At 43.2% G+C, this 20,586-nt stretch carries 18 protein-coding genes and 1 riboswitch; of the genes, 12 read left to right on the top strand and 6 right to left on the bottom strand.

The genetic code is table 11. From position 1 onward, the window contains the following. The first annotated feature begins 17 nt into the window (after nucleotides 1-17). The 3 genes from MKY63_RS30700 to MKY63_RS30690 all read left to right on the top strand — a co-directional run bounded on the left by MKY63_RS30700 (nucleotide 18) and on the right by MKY63_RS30690 (nucleotide 3,367). Nucleotides 18-1,538, top strand: a complete 1,521-nt coding sequence (locus MKY63_RS30700; RefSeq protein WP_076143297.1) for an RsmB/NOP family class I SAM-dependent RNA methyltransferase — start codon at nucleotides 18-20, stop codon at nucleotides 1,536-1,538. Nucleotides 1,539-1,540: 2 nt separating this feature from the next. After that, nucleotides 1,541-2,302: a pseudouridine synthase gene (locus MKY63_RS30695; RefSeq protein WP_076143295.1), complete on the top strand. Its 762-nt coding sequence runs from the start codon at nucleotides 1,541-1,543 to the stop codon at nucleotides 2,300-2,302. Between the two features lie 264 nt (nucleotides 2,303-2,566). Continuing rightward, nucleotides 2,567-3,367, top strand: a complete 801-nt coding sequence (locus MKY63_RS30690) for a Cof-type HAD-IIB family hydrolase (protein WP_076143293.1) — start codon at nucleotides 2,567-2,569, stop codon at nucleotides 3,365-3,367. Nucleotides 3,368-3,456: 89 nt separating this feature from the next. Here MKY63_RS30690 and MKY63_RS30685 read toward each other — a convergent pair whose 3' ends face one another. Beyond that, nucleotides 3,457-4,893, bottom strand: a complete 1,437-nt coding sequence (locus tag MKY63_RS30685) for a DHA2 family efflux MFS transporter permease subunit (protein WP_339813660.1) — start codon at nucleotides 4,891-4,893, stop codon at nucleotides 3,457-3,459. 319 nt (nucleotides 4,894-5,212) lie between these two features. Here MKY63_RS30685 and MKY63_RS30680 point away from each other — a divergent pair, with 319 nt between their 5' ends. Then, nucleotides 5,213-6,667 carry a methyl-accepting chemotaxis protein gene (locus MKY63_RS30680; RefSeq protein ID WP_339810976.1) on the top strand — a complete coding sequence of 485 codons (1,455 nt, stop codon included), beginning with the start codon at nucleotides 5,213-5,215 and terminating at the stop codon, nucleotides 6,665-6,667. 347 nt (nucleotides 6,668-7,014) lie between these two features. Here MKY63_RS30680 and MKY63_RS30675 read toward each other — a convergent pair whose 3' ends face one another. From MKY63_RS30675 to MKY63_RS30660, 4 genes are all read right to left on the bottom strand, one after another. Beyond that, the gene (locus MKY63_RS30675; protein ID WP_256717608.1) at nucleotides 7,015-7,365 is read right to left on the bottom strand and encodes a hypothetical protein; all 351 of its coding nucleotides are present in this window, start codon (nucleotides 7,363-7,365) and stop codon (nucleotides 7,015-7,017) included. A 375-nt stretch (nucleotides 7,366-7,740) separates the two neighbouring features. Next, complete coding sequence (locus MKY63_RS30670) at nucleotides 7,741-8,274, bottom strand: hypothetical protein (protein WP_038569845.1); 534 nt, start codon at nucleotides 8,272-8,274, stop codon at nucleotides 7,741-7,743. A gap of 252 nt (nucleotides 8,275-8,526) precedes the next feature. After that, the gene (locus MKY63_RS30665; protein WP_038569848.1) at nucleotides 8,527-9,594 is read right to left on the bottom strand and encodes a HAMP domain-containing sensor histidine kinase; all 1,068 of its coding nucleotides are present in this window, start codon (nucleotides 9,592-9,594) and stop codon (nucleotides 8,527-8,529) included. Then, a complete protein-coding gene (locus tag MKY63_RS30660) occupies nucleotides 9,591-10,262 on the bottom strand; it encodes a response regulator transcription factor (RefSeq protein ID WP_038569850.1) in 672 nt (223 codons plus the stop codon). The genes MKY63_RS30665 and MKY63_RS30660 overlap by 4 nt, the downstream gene beginning before the upstream one ends. Before the next feature lie 313 nt (nucleotides 10,263-10,575). Beyond that, nucleotides 10,576-10,667, top strand: a riboswitch (cyclic di-GMP riboswitch). A gap of 117 nt (nucleotides 10,668-10,784) precedes the next feature. Between MKY63_RS30660 and MKY63_RS30655 the strand changes: the two genes are divergently transcribed. Both MKY63_RS30655 and MKY63_RS30650 read left to right on the top strand, forming a co-directional pair. Beyond that, nucleotides 10,785-11,642 carry a DUF6612 family protein gene (locus MKY63_RS30655; RefSeq protein ID WP_339810973.1) on the top strand — a complete coding sequence of 286 codons (858 nt, stop codon included), beginning with the start codon at nucleotides 10,785-10,787 and terminating at the stop codon, nucleotides 11,640-11,642. A 109-nt stretch (nucleotides 11,643-11,751) separates the two neighbouring features. Beyond that, nucleotides 11,752-12,915 (top strand): NADH-dependent flavin oxidoreductase, encoded by a 1,164-nt coding sequence (locus tag MKY63_RS30650; RefSeq protein WP_254924647.1) that lies wholly within the window; start codon nucleotides 11,752-11,754, stop codon nucleotides 12,913-12,915. Nucleotides 12,916-12,992: 77 nt separating this feature from the next. Here the strand turns inward: MKY63_RS30650 and MKY63_RS30645 are convergent, their stop codons facing one another. Beyond that, nucleotides 12,993-14,009: a CapA family protein gene (locus MKY63_RS30645; protein WP_051491609.1), complete on the bottom strand. Its 1,017-nt coding sequence runs from the start codon at nucleotides 14,007-14,009 to the stop codon at nucleotides 12,993-12,995. Nucleotides 14,010-14,271: 262 nt separating this feature from the next. Here MKY63_RS30645 and MKY63_RS30640 point away from each other — a divergent pair, with 262 nt between their 5' ends. The 6 genes from MKY63_RS30640 to MKY63_RS30615 all read left to right on the top strand — a co-directional run bounded on the left by MKY63_RS30640 (nucleotide 14,272) and on the right by MKY63_RS30615 (nucleotide 20,572). Then, nucleotides 14,272-15,510 (top strand): FprA family A-type flavoprotein, encoded by a 1,239-nt coding sequence (locus tag MKY63_RS30640; protein WP_339810971.1) that lies wholly within the window; start codon nucleotides 14,272-14,274, stop codon nucleotides 15,508-15,510. 15 nt (nucleotides 15,511-15,525) lie between these two features. Next, entirely contained in the window at nucleotides 15,526-16,740 is a 1,215-nt protein-coding gene (locus MKY63_RS30635; protein ID WP_339810969.1) for an FAD-dependent oxidoreductase, read from the top strand. A gap of 28 nt (nucleotides 16,741-16,768) precedes the next feature. Continuing rightward, on the top strand, nucleotides 16,769-16,951 hold the full coding sequence (rd, locus tag MKY63_RS30630; protein WP_076130123.1) for a rubredoxin: 183 nt from the start codon (nucleotides 16,769-16,771) through the stop codon (nucleotides 16,949-16,951). Between the two features lie 47 nt (nucleotides 16,952-16,998). Then, a complete protein-coding gene (locus tag MKY63_RS30625) occupies nucleotides 16,999-17,709 on the top strand; it encodes a Crp/Fnr family transcriptional regulator (RefSeq protein WP_339810966.1) in 711 nt (236 codons plus the stop codon). 167 nt (nucleotides 17,710-17,876) lie between these two features. Further along, nucleotides 17,877-19,286 (top strand): extracellular solute-binding protein, encoded by a 1,410-nt coding sequence (locus tag MKY63_RS30620; protein ID WP_339810963.1) that lies wholly within the window; start codon nucleotides 17,877-17,879, stop codon nucleotides 19,284-19,286. A gap of 221 nt (nucleotides 19,287-19,507) precedes the next feature. Continuing rightward, nucleotides 19,508-20,572: a GDSL-type esterase/lipase family protein gene (locus tag MKY63_RS30615; protein ID WP_339810961.1), complete on the top strand. Its 1,065-nt coding sequence runs from the start codon at nucleotides 19,508-19,510 to the stop codon at nucleotides 20,570-20,572. Nucleotides 20,573-20,586: the final 14 nt, after the last annotated feature.

Here is a 20,586-nt window from a genome sequence, read left to right as displayed (position 1 = left end):
ATCAGGAGGACGGCATCATGGCGGCACAACTGCCCAGTTCTTTCAGCGAGCGTATGATGGACTTGCTGGGAACGGATTATAATCAATTTGCGGATTCGTACAAGGAGACCCCTAACGGAGGCGTTCGTGTTAATACATTGAAAATTTCAGTGGAGAAATTGAAAGCTCTTTCCACTTTAGAGCTGGAACCCATTCCGTGGTGTCCAACCGGATTCTATACAGAGGATGGGGCCAGACCAGGTAAACATCCACATTATCACGCGGGATTGTATTACATTCAAGAGCCAAGCGCTATGGCACCTGTGGAACTGCTTGATGTACAGCCAGGAGATCGTGTCCTTGATTTATGCGCTGCACCTGGGGGCAAATCCACACAGATTTCTGCCAAGCTCTCAGGAGAAGGCTTGTTGGTTACCAATGATCTTCATCCAGAACGCACGAAAGCCTTAGCCAAAAATCTAGAGCTGTATGGGGTGCGCAACGGTATCGTATTAAACGAAAGTCCAGATCATATTGCAGCGGCATTCCCGCTTTATTTTGACAAAATCTTGATTGATGCTCCATGCTCAGGTGAAGGGATGTTCCGTAAAGACGAAGACATGGTGAAGCAGTGGGATTCAGGTACACCTGCCAAATATGCTGCCATGCAGCGGGATATTTTACGTTCTGCTGCAACAGCGTTGGCACCGGGAGGTACACTTGTCTATTCCACCTGTACATTTGCTACAGAAGAAAATGAGGAAATTATAGCGGAGTTTATTTCTGAACATCCACAGTTTTCGGTGATTACAGTTGGAGGTACTGGCTCGTTTGCTCCAGGTTTTGGAGAATTATCAGGGACGGCAAGACTATGGCCGCATAAAGTAAAAGGTGAAGGACATTTCATGGCTGTGCTGCAGCATGTAGGGCCAAAGGTATCTGCGGAGGAACGTGATCAAGCCGAAGTTAAGTTGAGCGCAGTTACACGGAATACGAATAAAAAAGGCACTGCTCATATTAAATCCGCAAACAAACCAGAAGCCAGACGAGGGAAAGAAGGTAAGTTCTCTAATAAATCTGCTGCTGGCGCTGAACGTGGCCGTCAAGGTTCAGGAGAAGAGCAAGCATTGGCTGCATATGGAGATTTTATAAAAGATCAGCTTGGCTGGGAGCCAAAAGGGTATCCGATTTTCTTCGGTGATCATCTGTACATCTCCCCACTACCTAAGGAAAGATTAAATGGATTAAAGGTGATTCGTCCAGGATGGTATGTAGGACATGTCCGTAACGGCAGATTTATCCCAGGACATCCAATGGCTACCGCGTTACACCCTGAAGAGAGCTGCCGAAGTGTCTCACTTTCCAGTACGAGTAATGAAGCTATTTCCTATCTTAAAGGAGAGACATTGTTGATTAGTCAAGAACGTCTCTCTATTAAAATAGGAACTACCCAAAAAGGATACGTACTGGTCTGCATAGATGGTTATAGTGCAGGCTGGGGGAAGTGGCAGGACGGTGTGCTCAAGAATGAATATCCCGCAGGCTGGAGGTGGATGTAAGAATGAGCCTATCAGGGAAAACTGCAAAAAAGCAGCGTTTAGATAAAGTATTGTCCCATATGGGGGTAGGATCCCGCAGCGATATTCGTAAACAAGCCAAGCAAGGTTTAATTACCGTGAATGGTGCAGTCGTCAAGGATAGTGGATTTCATGTAGACCCTTATCACGATAAAATTGTGGTTGGCGGCGAGCTTGTTACCTATCGCGAATTTATTTATCTTATGATGAATAAGCCACCGGGAGTCCTCTCGGCAACAGAGGACAAGCGGGATCGGACCGTTCTGGATCTTTTAAAACAGGAATATGTACAGTTTGAACCTTTTCCTGTAGGAAGGTTAGATAAGGACACAGTAGGGCTGCTTCTGCTCACCAATGATGGAAAGCTTGCTCACGAGCTACTATCGCCACGCAAGCATGTCCCTAAGACGTATGAAGCTACAGTTGAGGGAGACGTAGATGCAGACGATGTAGCGGCTTTTGCGGCAGGTGTCGAGCTGGAAGATGGATATGTTACTTTACCTGCACAGCTAACTATATTGGGAAGAGAACGCGGCAGTAAAGTAATCTCACATATTTCGCTGATCATCACAGAAGGAAAGTTTCACCAGGTGAAGCGAATGTTCCAAGCTGTCGGCAAAAAAGTCACTTTTCTGAAACGAGTATCTATGGGAGAATTGAAGCTGGATGAAAGCCTGCCACTGGGAGCTAGTCGTGAACTTACGCTAGAGGAACTGGCACTCTTAAGTACAGAAGCACCAGAATAATAATATATAGAAAAAATGGTATATAAATTGAATTTGGAAACTTGGGATAAGGGAATGGAGTGACGGAGGGGAAATTTGGAACTGTAAGAGCGATAGCGACCGCCTTTGTTTCCGGATTTCAACCACTATTAAACGGTATAAATCAAGAAATCTGGAAACAACAGCGGCTGGAAGTCCAAATATTCACCGCAGTTGCGACTGAAACTTAACTCAAATAGCCAGGTTCAATATATATAGAAAAAGAAAGACAAGGATGGTGGGAGTATGAGATACAAACTGATTGCACTAGATGTAGATGGTACACTGTTGAATGATGATCACCACTTGAGCGCTGAGAATAAAGAAGCCATTGCTGAGGTTACGCGTCTTGGCGGGCAAATCGTGTTATGTACCGGCCGCAGTCCGCAGAACTCGATTCCTTTCATGGAGGAAATGGGATTATCTGGTTATGTGCTAGGTCATAACGGAGCTGCAACGGTTCGTGTGAAAGATCGGGAAGTGCTGCATCAATACGGTATGGATGCTCGTGGCCTTGACCCTTATATTGATTATTGTAGAAAGCATGATATTCATTATGATGTGAATACGGCTTTTGATATGTATGTAGATAATGTAGAAAACCTGACCAAAGAAGCCAATTATATGTATGAACACTTCCGTATCGTGCCGGCTACACTGCCAGCATGGGAAGATTTCCGTGAACCGGTTGTTAAGTTTACTGTATTTACACAACCAGAAATCCTTGACGAAGCTGAACGTGAATGGCGTACTTGGACCCATGAGTACAATATTTTGCGCAGTGGTGAATTTTTCGTTGATTTGATGCATCCGGAAGCCTCCAAGGGCAACGCCTTAAAGAATCTGGCTGTGAAGCTGGGAATTCCGCAAGAGGAAGTTCTTTCGATCGGTAATTATTTTAATGATATTTCTATGCTTACATACGCGGGTATGGGCGTTGCGATGGATAATTCTCCGGTTGAGGTCAAAGCGGCAGCGAATGCTGTCACGGGGTCTAACAACGAGCATGGTGTGCGAGATGCGCTGGTTAAATATTGTTTATCTTAAGTTTTTAGGATTTGTAAAATAAATGTAAAAGGAAAGCATAAAGCGGACTTGAATCCGTTTTATGCTTTTTTTACGTAATATACTTTAACTCAGGCTTTTTTGGCGATAATTTTTTTTAACTTTATTTCGGACTTCTTCCCGGTTGAAGGTCCAACTTGTTTGATGAAGAAGGAAAGTAGTAAACCAAGGATGCCAATTCCTACAATAACGAGGTAGGCATCATTGATGCCCTGGATGGTAGCTTCCATCATCATGTGATCCTGTGTTGCACTCTTTGCGACATTTGTCGCCATCAGCTGCTGCATATGAGTCGCGGTACGGCTCATCATGATAGTTACAAGCAAAGAAGTACCTATAGCGCCGGCGACTTGTTTTACGGTATTGGAAATGGCGGTTCCGTGTGCATTAAGCTTAGCCGGCAATTGATTTAATCCTGCAGTTTGTATAGGCATAAGGAACATTGCCATTCCGATCTGCCGGCCTGTTGACATGAAAACCAGATAGATGTAGCTAGTTGAGTCCGTTAAGTTAATAAAGCTTAGAGTCGTGGAGATTGTTATTAGCAGACAGATGATGGCAAGCCATTTTGCCCCGAACCGGTCGAACAGCTTTCCGGTGACTGGCATGAGTAGTCCCATCACAAGCGAGCCGGGAAGCAGAAGCAAGCCCGACTCCATAGCCGAATAGCCGCGGGCACTCTGAAGGTACAGAGGAAGCAAAATCATATCTGCATACATCACGATTGTAACTGCGATGCTTATAACGGTGGTTAAGGAGAACATATTGTATTTGAAGGCCCGGAGATCAAGAAGCGGGTTGTGAGAAGCCAGCTGCCGCCAAATAAATAAACCAAGGGATAGGGTGCCCGCACCAAGAGCCAAGAGCACCTCCGCACTCGTCCACCCCGCGCTGCCAGCCCGGCTGAACCCATAAAGCAAAGATCCAAATCCGATAGTGGATAGGGCGACACTAATCATATCAAGCTTGGGATAGGAGCGTTTCGATACATTTTTCAAATATATAAATCCGCAGACAATAACAACGACAGTGGGTGGAATTATTCCATAGAACATGGTTTCCCAACTGTAATGTTCCAAAACATATCCGGCCAGAGTAGGTCCGATCGCAGGGGCAAAAATGATGGCCAATCCGACCGTGCCCATGGCAGCACCTCTTTTTTCAGGAGGGAATAGCGTTAAAATGACATTGATGAGCAGTGGCATGATAATCCCTGCGCCGGTTGCCTGAATCAAACGTCCTGTCAACAGAACCGGGAAGCTTGCCGCGATGGCCGCAACGATCGTTCCAGTCAGGAAAATGAACATGGAAGTCTGGAAAAGCTGGCGGGTAGTGAAACGCTGCATTAAATAAGCTGTAATCGGGATCAACACACCGTTCACCAGCATGTAACCAGTTGTTAGCCACTGAGCGGTTGCAGCAGAAATATTGAAATCATTCATTAATTCTGGCATGGCAACACCCATTACCGTCTGATTCAACGTCGCAAGAAAGGCGCCGAAAATCATTACGAACAAAATGGGTCCTTTTCTTAAGGTACTGATGTTTACTTCTCTCTCTCTACTCACTCCACTACATCCTTTCAAATCTTTATTTACAATCAGTTGCTGGTCCTCTTATAGGCATAACGCCACCAATTCTGTGTCGCAACTTCTCAAGCAACATCCTCAGTGTGTACTTAAAATGTTGCTGAGTTGTTAGGCACTTGTTAATGAGATATTAATTCTAATAACCACGACTTGTTTAACATTTATTTAACATCTGTAAAAGATAATAGAGCAGCATCAGATAAACAGACTACAGCACAGAATGCTTGGAGGAATGTTAATGAATGATAGTTTTTTGAAGGCCTACGCAGCAAAAGTCAACAAAATTATTGCAAGTATTTTATGGTTTGCTTTGATCGGATTTTGTTTTTTTCTTGGTGGCGATCAGGTAAGAGTGGAGGTGGTTTTCTCACTTTTGCTGGAACTGCTGTTTGTCACATTTTTTATTTTCAAAAAGAAATATCAGCTTCAGACCACAGTCATTTTAGTAGTTGCCATTTTGACATGTACCATTCCATACATAGAATCGCCCGGTGCGGGAATGTTGATCGTGGTTGTACTCTGCGTGGTTTCCTTGTATTTAAACAAAGCTTTGCTTTATGGTTTTGGCGGGATGTATAATCTTTCGTATTTCGTAATCTATTATTCAGAACATCATCAATTCGATACAACCTTCTTTATGACCATAGGTTTTATTGAATTGACTATTGTGGCTTTATACTTTGTTTGTAAACGAAGTTCCGATTTGATCCAGTTATCTCTTCGCAAAGAGGCCGAAGCCCAAGAGCTTTTGGCGGCGATGGATAAAATGGTCAGTGTTATTCATGAAAACACATCCGGGTTAAATGTCGATATCGCGCATTGCAATAACGATATCGGAGTTTTAAAGGATATCAGCGATACGATAACTGCGAATATCCAGGAAGTAGCGGAAGGAATTATAGACCAGTCGGAAAGCATCACTCATATCAGCGGAATGATGCATGAGGCAGATAGGAAGATGTCCGAAATCAACCAGTTGTCCCAAAGTCTGGCCGGCACCTCGGAAGCTACTGGTCAAGTAGTCCGCCAAAGCTCAGACAGGATTCATCAAATGGGCGAACAAATGAACATTATCAACACAGCGGTAACGGACTCATTGACCACAGTCGAGGAATTAAACCAAAGCATGGATGATGTAAATACTTTCCTGGGTGCGATCAACCAGATTTCTGATCAAACTAATCTGCTAGCTTTAAACGCTAATATTGAAGCCGCAAGGGCTGGAGATGCCGGTGCGGGGTTTGCTGTCGTAGCCAAAGAAATCCAAAAACTAGCTCAGCAATGCTTAAATACAGTTAAGCAAATCGACGGAATTATTAACAATATCAAAAGTAAGACTCAGCTTGTAGTTGAGAAGGCGAATAATGGTATTATCGCTGTTAAAGAAGGAGAGACGATCAGCGGGCAAGTACTCGAAAGCTTCGACAGCATTAAGACTGCATTTGAGCGTATTGATCGATTCATAGCAAACGAACTGGATATGACCGATCATGTGAGTGTAATCTTTTCACAAGTGAGCGTACAAGTTGAGAATATCTCTGATATCTCCCAAAAGCATGCTGCGGCAACGGAAGAGATGCTGGCAACGACTCAGGAACAGGAGAAAAATATCGATATCATTTACGAATTTATCGGCAGTATCAAAAGCTCAAGTATTCGGTTGCAGCAACTGATTGAGAATAGGTCGAAGTAGAACTATTTAAGGTAGCTATAAACTGTGGCCGTTTCTCGGTATTTTACCAAGGAACGGTTTTTTCTCGATTTCCCAGCAGAAATTGCAGGCCTCCTCACTTAGTGAAGGCTTCCGTTTCACTGTAAACAAATAAACAACTCATTAATAAACGAGTTGTTTTTCTTACACAGATATTAATTATTAGCAATCACAAAGGTTGCAAACACTAGGCATGATTAAAGTACTCTCTGAGGATGAGATAGCCAACAAACAGGACAATAAACTCTCTAACCATTCCTTATTCACTCCTCATGTGAGGCTCAGTCTCACTAATCATTGTCTCACTGATCATTTTTGGGGTTTCAATTTCACGTTACTTCACTTTGTTGTACACCCTCTGGAAGTGGAATCTTTTTCTTTTTTAGCAGCATGTAAATCCCTAGAAGAAAAAATAAAACACTGCATCCCATCCCGAACAATGCGCTGGAGCTGATTGCATTAGCGGATTTTTCCATCAAAAGCAGAGTGTATTGAGTCACCACAATGGAAACCATTGCATCTATAAAGCTAATTATTTTCAGCGTAGAGACAATAGGACCTTTCAGATGCCGGTTAGCCATAGTTCCGTAAATGGCAAACCCAAGCTTGGAGAAAGCAATAGTTGCTACCAGATAAACAATGTAACCTCTGAATATTATCACATCACCGACAAAGTACATCCTCATACAGACTAACAGATAAGTGATTCCTAGAAGACAAAGGAAAGCACCACTTCGCTGATAGACATGAAATTCTATATTATATCTTTGTTCGGGGTCCTCGGTATTCTTGGCCACTGTATATTTATACAGTGCCTGACCTCTTGCGGCACAAAGGATTAAGTAATACAACGCGTTTATGATGAACCATCCGGAAAGGAGATAGAGACCGAGGATCAACTTGCCGATGCCCATCAAAGCATTAATAATAAGTGAAGCAACGTTTGTTACGGCAGCTCGGTCTTGATAATCTAACAGGTTGCGGTCAAGTAAATCCTTAATATTTATCTCCTCCCTTCATGTTGTAATGGGTCTTCAGAATCTCGTATCAGTGTCTTACTTTCCTAGTAGAGCATTAGCTTTTTCACACACCTCGTAAATCTTGTCAAACTTCTGATCGATCAGAGGCGCTACCTTGTTCGTTTTTTTCTTGCTGATACTGCTGAAGAGAAAATATGGGATGATCCAGCCTACGAAACCGGGGACTGCTAGAATTATAGAAAGCGGCAGCATGTCAGCTTGATTAGCAAATACAGAACCAGCCATAAACGATGTTCCAATAACACCAATAACATAGGCAACCACAGAAGCACCGATGACTTTGGAACTCTCCAGTGTCTCAATTTCGGCAACAGCGGCGTCAAACTGGCGTTGCAGGCGGGTCAGTTCAACTTTATTACGGATCTTGCGGTCCCGCTTGAACTTTATGGTTACGGAACCAACATTCTGAACTGAGGTTGAAGTACCTTCCAGCGCCCAGCCAAAATTGTTATATCCGTCTGTATATACCGACTCCATTTTGCGTTTTACTGTAATATCTTTGTACTCATAGCCGATAAAATTAGATTCATTTCTTGTGATCTCACTCATGATAATTTCTCCTTTATTTTAAAAAGTTAATTTGTCGAACAATTGCTGCCTCACCTGATGTGATCATTTTACCGTCGATATATTTATGAATTGCTTGCAAATTGTTTATAAAATATTAATTGAAGAATCGTAATGAACTGGAATTGAGGTGTATTTCTGTTTAATGAAAAAAACAGTCTGAATTCGTTTTGCGAATTCAGACTGCTTTTTTTGATCTTATCAAGATAATGAATTATGGTTTAAGGGAATTACTTATTTCTCAGCTTTTAATTGGACTGTGAATGTCGTGCCCTTGCGTAGCTCACTCTTAACAGATATGGTTCCACCGACTAGTTCAATAACACGCAGTGAAAGAGCAAGACCAAGGCCGTTACCCTCCCCGGAGTGAGAAGTATCGCCTTGATAGAATTTATCGAAAATATGTTTCATCGTCTCCTCGTCCATTCCGCAGCCAGTATCTGATACCATAACCGTAATTGTATCTTCATCTGAAGTCTGCGATAAGGTGATGCTACCGCCAGGGGGTGTGAATTTCAAAGCATTGGAGAGGAGATTAAGCCATACGATCTCTAGCATGCTTTCGTCGGCATGAATGATAGCACGGTCCTCTATATCCGCCACAAATTCGATGTTCTTTTCTTCCCAATAATTTTCAAAAGTAAGGGCGCAGTCGCATAGCTGCCTGCACAGATCATAGGGCTCTGCAACGTGATTAATCTCCTGATTGTCCAATTTGTTTAGCTTCAGAATATTGATCACCAGTGTCGTTAATTTTTGGGAGGCCGAAATGATAGTTTCAGTATATTCCGTTCGAAGTTTTGGCGACAAATCAACAGTTTGCAATGCCATTGCGTAACTATGAATGACGGATAATGGTGTTTTAATCTCATGGGATACATTCGATATAAAATCATTTTTGAGGGTTTCAATACTGCCCAGTTCTTCAACCATCTTATTAAAATCCTCGAACATCACGTCTACATAATCCTTTTTATCCGCTCTGTGAAGCGGCTCAAGATAGACTGAAAAATCTCCCTCTGCTACCTGGTTTGCCGCCTCGCTGAGTTTACGCATGGGTTTATCAAAGGCGATGTACTTTTGCCGTGCGGTGACAAGGCAAAAAATGAAGGCAACAATGATCCAATATCCAGTGATTCCAAAGATGTATTGAGTTGGAACGCGTTCTACTGAAATGTAGGCGTCGTATATAAGTGCTTGACCTGCTGTTAGCGTGGACAGCACAATAAAGGTCCACAAAAACTCTTTCCATGAAAAACGCTTGGACTTGAACCGGGCATGCTGCTCCTGCCTCTTACTCATTGCAGCACTGCCTTGTAGCCGAGCCCATGCACTGTCATGATCTTGAAGTCCACACAACAAGAGAACTTGTCGCGAAGTTTGACGATGTATACATCTACGGCACGCAGGCTGGTTTCGCTGCCAATGCCCCAGAACTCGTCCATTAGCTGGGCACGGGAAAAGGTATGTTTGGGGTAGGAAAGCATTTTGTAGAGTATGTTGAATTCCCGTACCGTCACAGGGATTTCCTCATCGTTTACCGTTGCTGTCATATCATCCGCGTCCATCATAAGACTTCCTACCCTCAGTTTTTTTTCGTGGGCAATATTTGCACGTCGAAGTAAAGCGCCCACACGCATTACCAGTTCGTCCATATTGACCGGTTTGACCATGTAATCATCAATTCCAGCGCGAAACCCTTTTTGTTTTGAGGAAATATCATCACGAGCGGTAACAAAAAGAAGGGGGATCGTTTTGTTAATAGCCCTAACCGTTTCCGCAAATTCAAAGCCGTCAATCTCTGGCATCATAACGTCTGAGATGATAAGGTCATACAGGCTGTTATACATCAAATCATATGCTTCTCGTGGGTTTAAACACCCTTTAGCGTCGTATCCATTATTGCAAAGATAGGTGCAGATAATTTGATTAAGCTTTATATCATCCTCGACAACAAGGATATTAACCATGAAAATCATCCTTTCTAAGAAAACTAAAATAATTATAAGAGTTATATGTTAAGAAAATGTTTGGATGGATAGAGAAACTAAAAACATACTTATCATAGCATAGTGATATACCGAAACGGATTGATAGTATAACTCAGCTGAACCTCAGATATCTGGAAAACTTGGAAGAATTGGAAAAATGCAAAACTTTAGTATTTCTTCTGAGTATCATAGCGAATTCGAATGGAAGATAAGTCGTTTACAGGTAATTATAACCATGATAAAATTAGCGGTGGGACATGCGTCCGTAAGCTAATTAAAACTAATTGAATGTCCGCGTTAAAGGTAAAATCATCGAAAGATGATGACACAAAGCCATGGGTCTAAAGCCTTTCGACAGAAGGAAATGATCGCCAGGCCGCCATAGGGATGTCTTATGAAGCATAAAGGATAGCTCTAAGAATATGTAGTCTATTTTGAGCTCTTTTATTATTTCGACCTATACGGCGTTACATTATCGCAAGGGGCCGAAAGGGGAAGTACATGAACAGTTTTTTCAAAACAATAGGTACTAGTTTGGCAGTAGGTGCTTTATTGCTGTCCGGAACGATCGGATGGATGTCTAATCCTGGAGTAGTGTCTGCAGCTACCTCAACAGCAGTAACCGCGGATCAGATGATCAGCAAAGTAACGGCAGCCTCCAAAGCAATAAAGAATTTCCATCTGGATGTGACCAAAAAACAGGATATTCAAAGCGGCGGGGTGCGTATCAGCAACACCAACACTCTGAAGCTGGATATCAGCCGTCTGCCGAATTTTGCCGCAGCAGGTACTGTCGCTAGCAGTCTTTTAGAAACATCTTACAGCTTGTATGCCAACGATAAGGAGTTTTACTATCTTGTAGACGGAAGTGAGCTTATCGATGAATCTGAAGACGATTCTTCAGGTTACGACGATGACGGGGAGCCGATCGATCCTGATGCACAGTATTGGCTTGGACTGGAGAAAACGGAATGGGATGCCTTTTACTCTAAAGGCCAATACGATCCTGTTTCCATGCTTGATTCGGTAAAAAGTTATAAAAAATCCATGAAAGTCAGCACTGCTGGCGCACAAACGGTCTTACAATTCACTGTAACCGATCCGACAGCAGCTAAGGGGATAATCAAACTCTATGACCAGGAGAACCTCTGGGATGGTGAGACAGTTCAACCCAAAAGCGTAACGTGGAAATTATTCGTCAATACTAAGACCTGGCAAACGGAAAAGCTGACAGTCGATCTGAGTTATGTGCTGGTAAGTGATGGAGCAAAAGATACATACACCACGAAAATTGAAGCTAAATACTCCAAGAATAATAAAGGTACAGCCATTGTAAAACCGGCCGAACTAGAAAAATAAGGACGATTCATATCGAGCAAAAAGCGCTGTTCCGCTGAACAGTGCTTTTTGCTGTATTCAACAGCAGTTGTTTATTAGTTGACAAGAATAAATCATTGCTGTAATTTATATGTATGCGCATGTATATAATATTTTGTTTAAATATAATTTAATGAAAGTTGGGAAAAAGATGATAGCACTAGACACAACATTAACTTTTCGCAGAGGACTGACATTAAAAAATCGAGTGGTTATGGCTCCAATGACCACGCGAATGAGCTTTTATGACGGTGTAGTAACACAAGATGAATTGAAATACTATTCACTAAGAACGGGCGAAGTAGGTGCGGTCATCACTGCGGCAGCAAATGTACAAGAGGGTGGAAAAGGATGGGAAGGTGAACTTAGTGTTTCCTCCGATCAATTTATTCCTAGCCTTAGCCGATTAGCATCTACTATTAAACGAAATGGAACAAAAGCTATTTTACAACTATTCCATGCAGGAAGAATGACAGATTCAAAAATACTACGTGGCGTACAACCAGTTTCCTCCAGCGCCATTGCTGCCGAACGTCCGAATGCAGAAATTCCAAGAGCATTAACAGAAGATGAAATTTTCGGTGTAATTGAGGATTTTAAAAAAGCGACTCAACGAGCTATTCAAGCTGGATTTGACGGGGTAGAAATTCATGGAGCAAACACATATTTAGTCCAACAGTTCTTCTCTCCACACTCCAACCGTCGTGATGATCAATGGGGCGGAAGCTTAGAGAAAAGATTTAATTTCATTAACCAATTAGTGGATGCGGTTATTGCTGTCGTTGACAATTCAAAGGTTAAGGATTTTATTGTCGGTTATCGTTTTTCTCCAGAAGAATATGAAGAGCCTGGAATTAAAATCACCGATACCTTTTATCTCATTGATAAATTAGCTGATAAAAAGCTAGATTATCTGCATATTTCATTAGGGGATTTTAAGAAAGTATCTGCATCAGAAGATTTTAAAGAAAAATCAATCCTGCAATATGTACATGAGAAAATCAATGGCCGTGTACCTTTAATTGGGGTCGGAGATATCCGTACCAAACAGGACGCAGAGGACACGTTGACAAATGCTGAATTAGTAGCAGTAGGACGTTCTCTTATCATTGATCCTCATTGGACAAGTAAAGTGCTGGAGGGTAATGAAGATATCATCAGAAGAGTACTTGCTGATCAAGATAGAGAAGAACTCGTAGTAGAGAATGGTATTCTAGAATTCCTTAAATTAATGATGCCTGATCGTTTACGCTAAACCCAAACACAGTTTTGAGCGCTAAATCTATAACGTTCCGCGGTAATTCCGCGGAACGTTATTTTTCTGTAACGACTCTATTCCCTCTTTAAGATTGTTGTCGTATGTTTCAACATTCGATTCATGAGATTTCGCCGTTCTGTTTTTATGTCGGTGTCGCTTTTCTTTAATGCGTCGCGGATGGGGATGATCTCTGTAATTTTCCTGCCACTTTTTATTCTTCGATCTACACAAGTCGGGATGTAACCTACGTTAGTTATACTCGTGTGTCCTTTTTCATCCTTCTTTATTTTAAGCGTAAGAATGATACCGCTTTGTGTATAAGGAATATTCATTAGTTTAGTCGAAACAAAATTCCCCAATGAGTAAATAACGAATTGTTTTTTTCCACGAAGCGCTAACGGTTGTAGAACATGTGGGTGAGACCCCAGTATGATGTCGGCGCCATTTTTAAAGAAGAGATTGACCAGCTCTTTTTGCCTCTTGTTTGGAGTGTAACGGTATTCGCTTCCGAAATGCAGATAAAGCAAGACTAGATCGACTTTCTTTTTTAAATCTCGAATCTCCCGAATGATTTTGGGCGTAGATATCCGGTTAACCAGCCATGGCTTACTCACTGGTACAGGAATTCGGTTGGTTCCTGCTGTGTAGGAGAGGATGCCGATCGTAATTCCTTTGACGTTTTTAATAAGAGTTCTCTTGGATTCTTCTAATGATTTAGCTGTTCCCGTGTGGTCGATTCCATTACGGTCTAGAACTCGTAACGTCCGAACCAGACCCGGGGCACCATAATCCATGCAATGATTGTTGGCCGTTACTAATACGTCGAATCCGGCTTGCTTAAGTGCAGGGGCCAGTTCGTCTGGACATTTGAATATCGGACCGCCTGAACGTGGGCTTTTCCGGCATTCGGGGCCACTTCCAGCAAAGGTGGTTTCGAGATTGCCAATTGTCAAATCAGCCTGTTTTAGATAAGGAGCTACTTTTGCAAACAGGGGGCTGAACGAATAGGTTCCGTCAGGCTGTTTAGCATCCGAAATAATATAACGTTTGACCATTAGATCTCCCACAGCAGCTATTTGTATTTCAGTCATGGATATCCACCTTTTTATTATTTTCATTAGGATATGGCATAAAGTTGTTATGGGTTATTCTTTCTTTAAGGCAAACATTTTTGTGGCTTTTTATTTAAAATGTGACCCAACGCATAATCACTTTATTTAGATCGTCTAAATTTAAGGTATTCATTTTTTTCAAACTTTTATAATTTGATTCAAATCCTCTTTTTTGTTTGGCAACCATAATAAAATAAGGTTGTTGATAAACATTATCAATCAAACATTGGAGGCTAAAGAAATGAGTACACAATTCAAAAAAATCGCCGAGGATACTTACTGGATAGGCAAAATCGATAACCGCCAGGTTCCATTTCACCGCCTGATTCTGGCAAAAGGAACTACCTATAATTCTTATTTATTAAAAACAGGTAAGCCAACTGTCATTGATACCGTAGATATGGAATTCGGACGTGAATATGCCGAGTGCCTGGGTGAAATGATTGATCTTCTAGATATTCATTACATTGTAATTAATCATACAGAGCCTGATCACTCTGGTGGACTGGCAGCTCTCGCTGCCAAGGCTGCAAATGCCACGATCGTATGCACCGAGATTGCTGTTCCAGAATTGCAGGAAATGTACAAGCTTCATAGCCGGAACTTCCTGGTGGTTAAAGATGGAGACAAGCTGGATATTGGCGGGAAAACGCTGCTGTTTAAAGAAACACCGTATCTCCATACCGCCGAAACGATGATAACCTATTGTATCGAAGATCAAATCTTATTTCCTTGTGATATTTTCAGCACGCATGTTGCGGTGGAGAATCTATTCAGCGATGAAGCCGGGTTTGATATTACGGAAGATTTCCAGGGCTATTACGCAGCTATTATACATCCTCATAGAAGATATGTAAGAACACTGTTAGAGGCTGTTAAGGATCTTGAGATCCGGATGATCGCTCCTTCCCATGGGTTTGTGATCCGGGAGGACATACGTAAATATATCGAGATGTACGCCACATTGAGCCGCGAAACGACGCAAGGAAAAAAGGCAACCATCGTTTATACCACCATCAAAAACAGTACCAAGAAGATGGCCAAAATTATACAGGATTGCTTGCAGGAAAATAATATTGAGACAGAGGTCTGGGATGCAGATAAAAGCAGTGCCACCGATATTCTGAACAGCATAACGTCAGCTGACGCGGTCTTTATTGGCAGCTCCACTAAATACGCGGACATGATTGGGAATCTGGAGAACATTCTGAAAGAATTGCACAATATGAATCTGGAAGGCAAACTTGCTGCAGCCTTTGGCTCCTACGGTTGGAGTGGTGAAGCCATTGAAGTCATTCAGGATTATCTGAATGGAACAAACATGACGGTGCAAAGCACATCTGAGGTTATTAAATCCACGGGGATGACACATGTAGAGTTCCCTGTACGAATCAGGTTTTCCCCGAAAGAGCCTGAGAAAGTTCAAAAAATTAAAAATGCGGCTGAATTTGTATCGGATTTGCTGCTGAGTTCATTTTAGGGAGGGGAGCATAGGATGACAAAACATTACGTTATTGTTGGCGGAGGAGTTGCCGCCGTCCATGCCGCCAAAGCCATCCGTGATCAAGATGCAGAATCGGAAATTTCGATCCTCGGGGAGGAAAGTCAACTGCCCTATAACCGGATTAAGCTGACCAAAGGGCTGTTTACCGACCTGCACAGTCAGAAGGTGCTGATTAAAAAGGAAAAATGGTACCGCGATAACCGAATATCCGTAAAAACCTCGACCCGAATCCGTTCTGTCCACCCGGACCGGCAAATTGTTGTGACAGAAGATGGGCAGAGTGTTTCTTATCATAAGCTTTTATTGTGTATGGGAGCGAAGAATCGTGCACTCTCCCTTGAGGGCTTCGGCCTGAACAATGTTCATACCCTCCGGGATATGAACGACGCGGACAGATTGAAAGAAAACCTGCAGGATGGCAGCCATGTAGCCGTAATCGGTGGGGGAGTACAGGGAATCGAAACCGCTTGGGCGCTGCATGAAGCTGGATATCAGGTAACGGTGATCGAAGCTTTTCACCGGTTGATGGGCAGACAGCTTGATGAGAAATCCTCACAGCTCCTTAAAGAGAACCTTGAACAAGCAGGTGTGAAGGTTATTCTTCAAGCAGATGTGGCGTCTATTACAGGAACAGAGTTTGTTACCGGAATTACGCTGGATGACCAATCTCATTTTTCCTGTGACCATGTAGTCTACTCTATTGGTATTGTACCGAATACGGAACTGGTAAGTGGCTCGAATATTCAAGTCCGGCAGGGCATTATCGTAAATGAACAAATGCAAACAAATGATCCGCAAGTGTATGCAGCCGGAGATGTGGCTGAAATTAACGGGCATGTGGAAGGACTGTGGGGCGGAGCGATTGAGCAGGGCCGGATTGCCGGCAGTAATATGGTTGCCAATCTGACGGCGTATCGTAGAGCTGTTCCGGTTACCTTGTTTACTGCCTTTGGTATCTCTTTATTTTCGATAGGCAACGTGGATGAACAGTATTGCGATAAGGCGATAAGCGGAGATGACAATGGGGCGTATACGCGTATCTATGTGAAAGATAACACAATGATCGGTGCGATATCCTGGCAAGGTGCAGCTGCTTCTCTGGGGTATAAAACCGCTGTAGAGCACGGCATCTCCCTTGAGGGGATCGATGTTAACGGGGGTAGCATCGAGGAGATTATGGCTGAAGTACAAACCAGGTTGAACTAAACTATTAACTTTTTAGGAGATGATAAAGATGAAAAAATACATTTGTCTACCCTGTGGTTATATCTATGATCCGGCATTAGGCGATCCCGATGAGGATGTTGTTGCAGGCACTGCATTTGAAGACTTGCCTGAAGATTGGGTCTGTCCGGTATGCGGTGAAGATACCAGTCATTTTGCGCCGGTTGAAGACAAAAAAACTTCTGTATCCTAAAGGAAAGTAGGAGTTGTACAAAAAAATGAACCACAGGGGGGACAGTTATGAAGGAGCATTCTTGCCAATACGCTGCTGAACCTTGTACCCGCAAGGTGCCTATTTTTGCTGCGTTAAGCGATGACGATCTCTCCCGGATCAGCGCTATGATCAAGCATCGTAAATTTACTAAAGGTCAACCTTTAATTCTGGAAGGGGCGCCGTCAGATACGCTGTACATTATTCAGCGAGGGCATGTTAAATTATCCAAAACAACTCCTGAGGGCAAGGAACAAATTTTGCACATCTTGACGAATGGAGACTTTTTCGGGGAACTGAGCATTTTTAACAGCGATGAGCTGAGTAATTTCAGTGCTTATGCTCTGAAAGACACTAACATTTGTATGCTGACCCGAACGGATATGGAGCAGCTGATGAGGGATAATCCGGATATTTCGCTCAGACTACTGAAGAGTGTGACCAAAAGACTAGCCCATACGGAAAATCTGGCGCAAAGCCTGGCGACCAAAGATCCCGAAATACGAATTGCTTATATGATCATGGAACTCAGCGACAAATATGGTAAGCAGCGTGGCACTCATATTCATATTGACCTTCCGTTGTCTCGTGAAGAGCTGGCCAGTTATGTTGGGGTCACCCGCGAAACTATTAGCAGAAAATTCTCAAGGTTTGAAGATTCAGGTCTTATTGAGCTAATCGGAAACAAGCAAATGCTCATTATAGATCCAGCCGGTTTGGAGAGTTATATGGGGTATTAAGAGGATTACGGTGTATTGACCGATCTGTATGACACCGTGGGTGCAGAACATACGCTATATGGGGCCACACTCCGATACTTGTCGTTCCCAAAGGATTTCAGTATGATGAATACTATATAAACTTGTCCCTATGGGCTCGATTAATCGGAAGATGGCGAGGAAACCCAATGCAGAAAAGGAATAGCAGAAAATTTTTCCGTATCAGGCTAGAGGAAATGATTCAAACCTTGCGACATGAAATTCATTCGGGAAGTATAGCGATCGGCAGTTATCTTCCTTCAGAAAGTGACTTAGAGGTGCGTTTCGGACTTAGTAACGCTTCTGTGCGTAACGGGCTTAAGGTGCTGGTGGATGAAGGCTTAATTGAGAAAATTCCGCGTGTTGGCAATCGGGTAATTCCTCCGGTAGAGGAAGGCAGAATGACGATTAAGTTCGGATATGTGAACACCATCCCCAAGCTTGTAGAGATGCAAGAGCTACTGAATGAGTTCGGCAAACGCTATCCGCATATCGACGTTCAGCCGCTCGAGTTGTCTTCAGGAAACTACTCGACATCTTTGAAGGAATACTTGCAGTCGGAAATCATGGATGTCGTACTGATGAATAATAACAATTATCAGGATTTTTTGGAGCAAGGCTGCACGGAGCTGCTGGAGCCGATGGAGGAACAGCCGGACACGTATCGTTTTCTTTCCGACCCGTTCCGGTACGGTGACGGTAATCGCGTTCGCGCCTTCATTTATTCTCCAGTCGTGCTTTGTTATAATAAACAGCATTTTAAGGAAGCCGGCGTATCACCACCCGACAGTAGCTGGACTTGGGACGATTTGTTCGCTAATGGTCGAAAGGTAGCAGAAGGTCATGACTGGTACGGTTTTTATTTTTATTTGCCTTCTCGTAACCGGTGGCCGTTGTTCCTGCTTCAAAGCGGCACAACGTTTGCGGCAGAACAGGATGACGAAGGGAAATACCGGTTCAGCGGCTCAAAGCTACTCGACAGTTTAGGAACCATCCGAAAGCTGATAGGCATGAAGGATGTATTTCCAGCCGTATTGTCCGAGAGCGATGCGGATGCGGAAGCCTTGTTCTTGCAAGGCAAAGTGTCCATGATTATGACGACCTATTACTTCTTGAATCAATTGCGTCAATCCGATTTGGCATTCGATATTGCTCCATTGCCGCGGCTGCAAAATGCCGATACGCTGCTGATTATAAACGGACTGGCGGTTAACAGTAAATCACAGAACAAGGATGCATCCATGCTACTCGTCGATTTTCTCACCTCACACGAGGCGCAACTGATCATTAGGCGCAAGACGCTGAATATTGCAGCCAACCGTTTGGTGATGGATTGGGAAGGCGAGGAAGTGGGGTATCGTCCGGCCCGTTTTCAGCTTTACCGTGAGATCTTCCCTACCTATCGTCTGGTTACAGAGCTGGGTTTAAGCAACCTCCAGTTGAAAAAGATTCAACGCGATATCATGATGTTTGTATCAGGTCTACTGGACAACGACGAGTTATGCCGCAGGCTTGAGGAAATATTGAATGCGGTAAATCAGGAGACTCCGCACTCTTGAGGACTGAAAGTTTATGTGAAAATCCTGCACAGGTTCAATTCTGAATCTGTGCTTTTTGTTATGTTGAAGTATTTGTTTGTTGTACAAGAATTGACTCATATATGACTCATAATAAACATAAAAACATGTTGACTATGCTTTTATTGTTATTATATGATGCAATAGAAGTCAGATATGAGTTAATGCGAACTTGATTTTATTAAGGTGGTGTAGCTGCAAAGATGGAAAAGGAAGGCGTTTATTTTCACAATGTTTCGGAGCTGGTTCATAAACCCTATCAATCTGGATTGCATCTCCAGCGTTTTCCGCAGCATGTGCGCAATGGCTTGTCAGAGAAAGGAAGAACCAAAGCTATACAATCGAACGGCTGCGAATTGCGGTTTGTCACCGAATCCAAGCATGTTAGGGTTACTGTCGGATCGAATGATAGTAACGGCCGCGTTGTGGTATGCAGAGGGGATTTTTTTCATTCTCAGCATTTTCTGCAGGCGGGTACGGTAACTACTCTGCACTTGGAGGAGCCGGAACGTTTTACAGAGGTATCAAGTAAGCGGCTGAATCAGTCTGGATTTTCCTCTAACGTATGGCGTTTGCATTTTGATCGTTTCGGAGCTGTTTTCTACGATGTGGATGCTTTTGATTGTGAAGTACGTGCGCCTAGACCGGATGAGGTACCGAAGCTTTCAATGCTCGCCTATGGATCTTCCATCAGCCAGAGCGCGGGATCCACGCATCATTTCAATGGTTACTTACAGCAGACAGCGCGCAGACTTGGTGTGGATGTGCTAAATCTTGCGCTTAGCGGATCTTGTTATTGCGAGGACGTAGTTGCCGATCATCTGGCTGAGCGTGAGGATTGGGATTTTCTATTTCTTGAACTTGGTGTCAATATGCGTGCTGTAGTGTCTCCCGAGGAATTCAAGCGTAGAGTGTCTTACATGCTGGACCGGGTTATCGAACGTCATCCTGACAAACCTGTCTTCGTTACTACGATTTATCCGAATCGTGCAACGTATTTTCTTGATGCAGGCCATCTTCTTCATGTCCAAGAGGGGATTTTTAACGAAGTGCTGCTTCGTTACTGTGAGAGCAATAAACATCCACAACTACATCTGCTGGATGGCGCATCAGTCATGCGCGATCTTACCTCGCTGACCTCCGATCTGATTCATCCTTCCGATTATGGACACACGTTAATGAGCGAGCATTTAGCAAAACTGTTGCGGCCCATGATCGAGCCCCTCCGAACTTCTAGTCATTCTACTGAAGTGTCCCCAATTTTATAATAGGGAGTTGATGG

The organism is Paenibacillus sp. FSL R7-0189, assembly GCF_037969925.1.
Taxonomy (GTDB): domain Bacteria; phylum Bacillota; class Bacilli; order Paenibacillales; family Paenibacillaceae; genus Paenibacillus_AQ; species Paenibacillus_AQ odorifer.
This window is presented reverse-complemented; position numbering and strand designations above follow the sequence as displayed.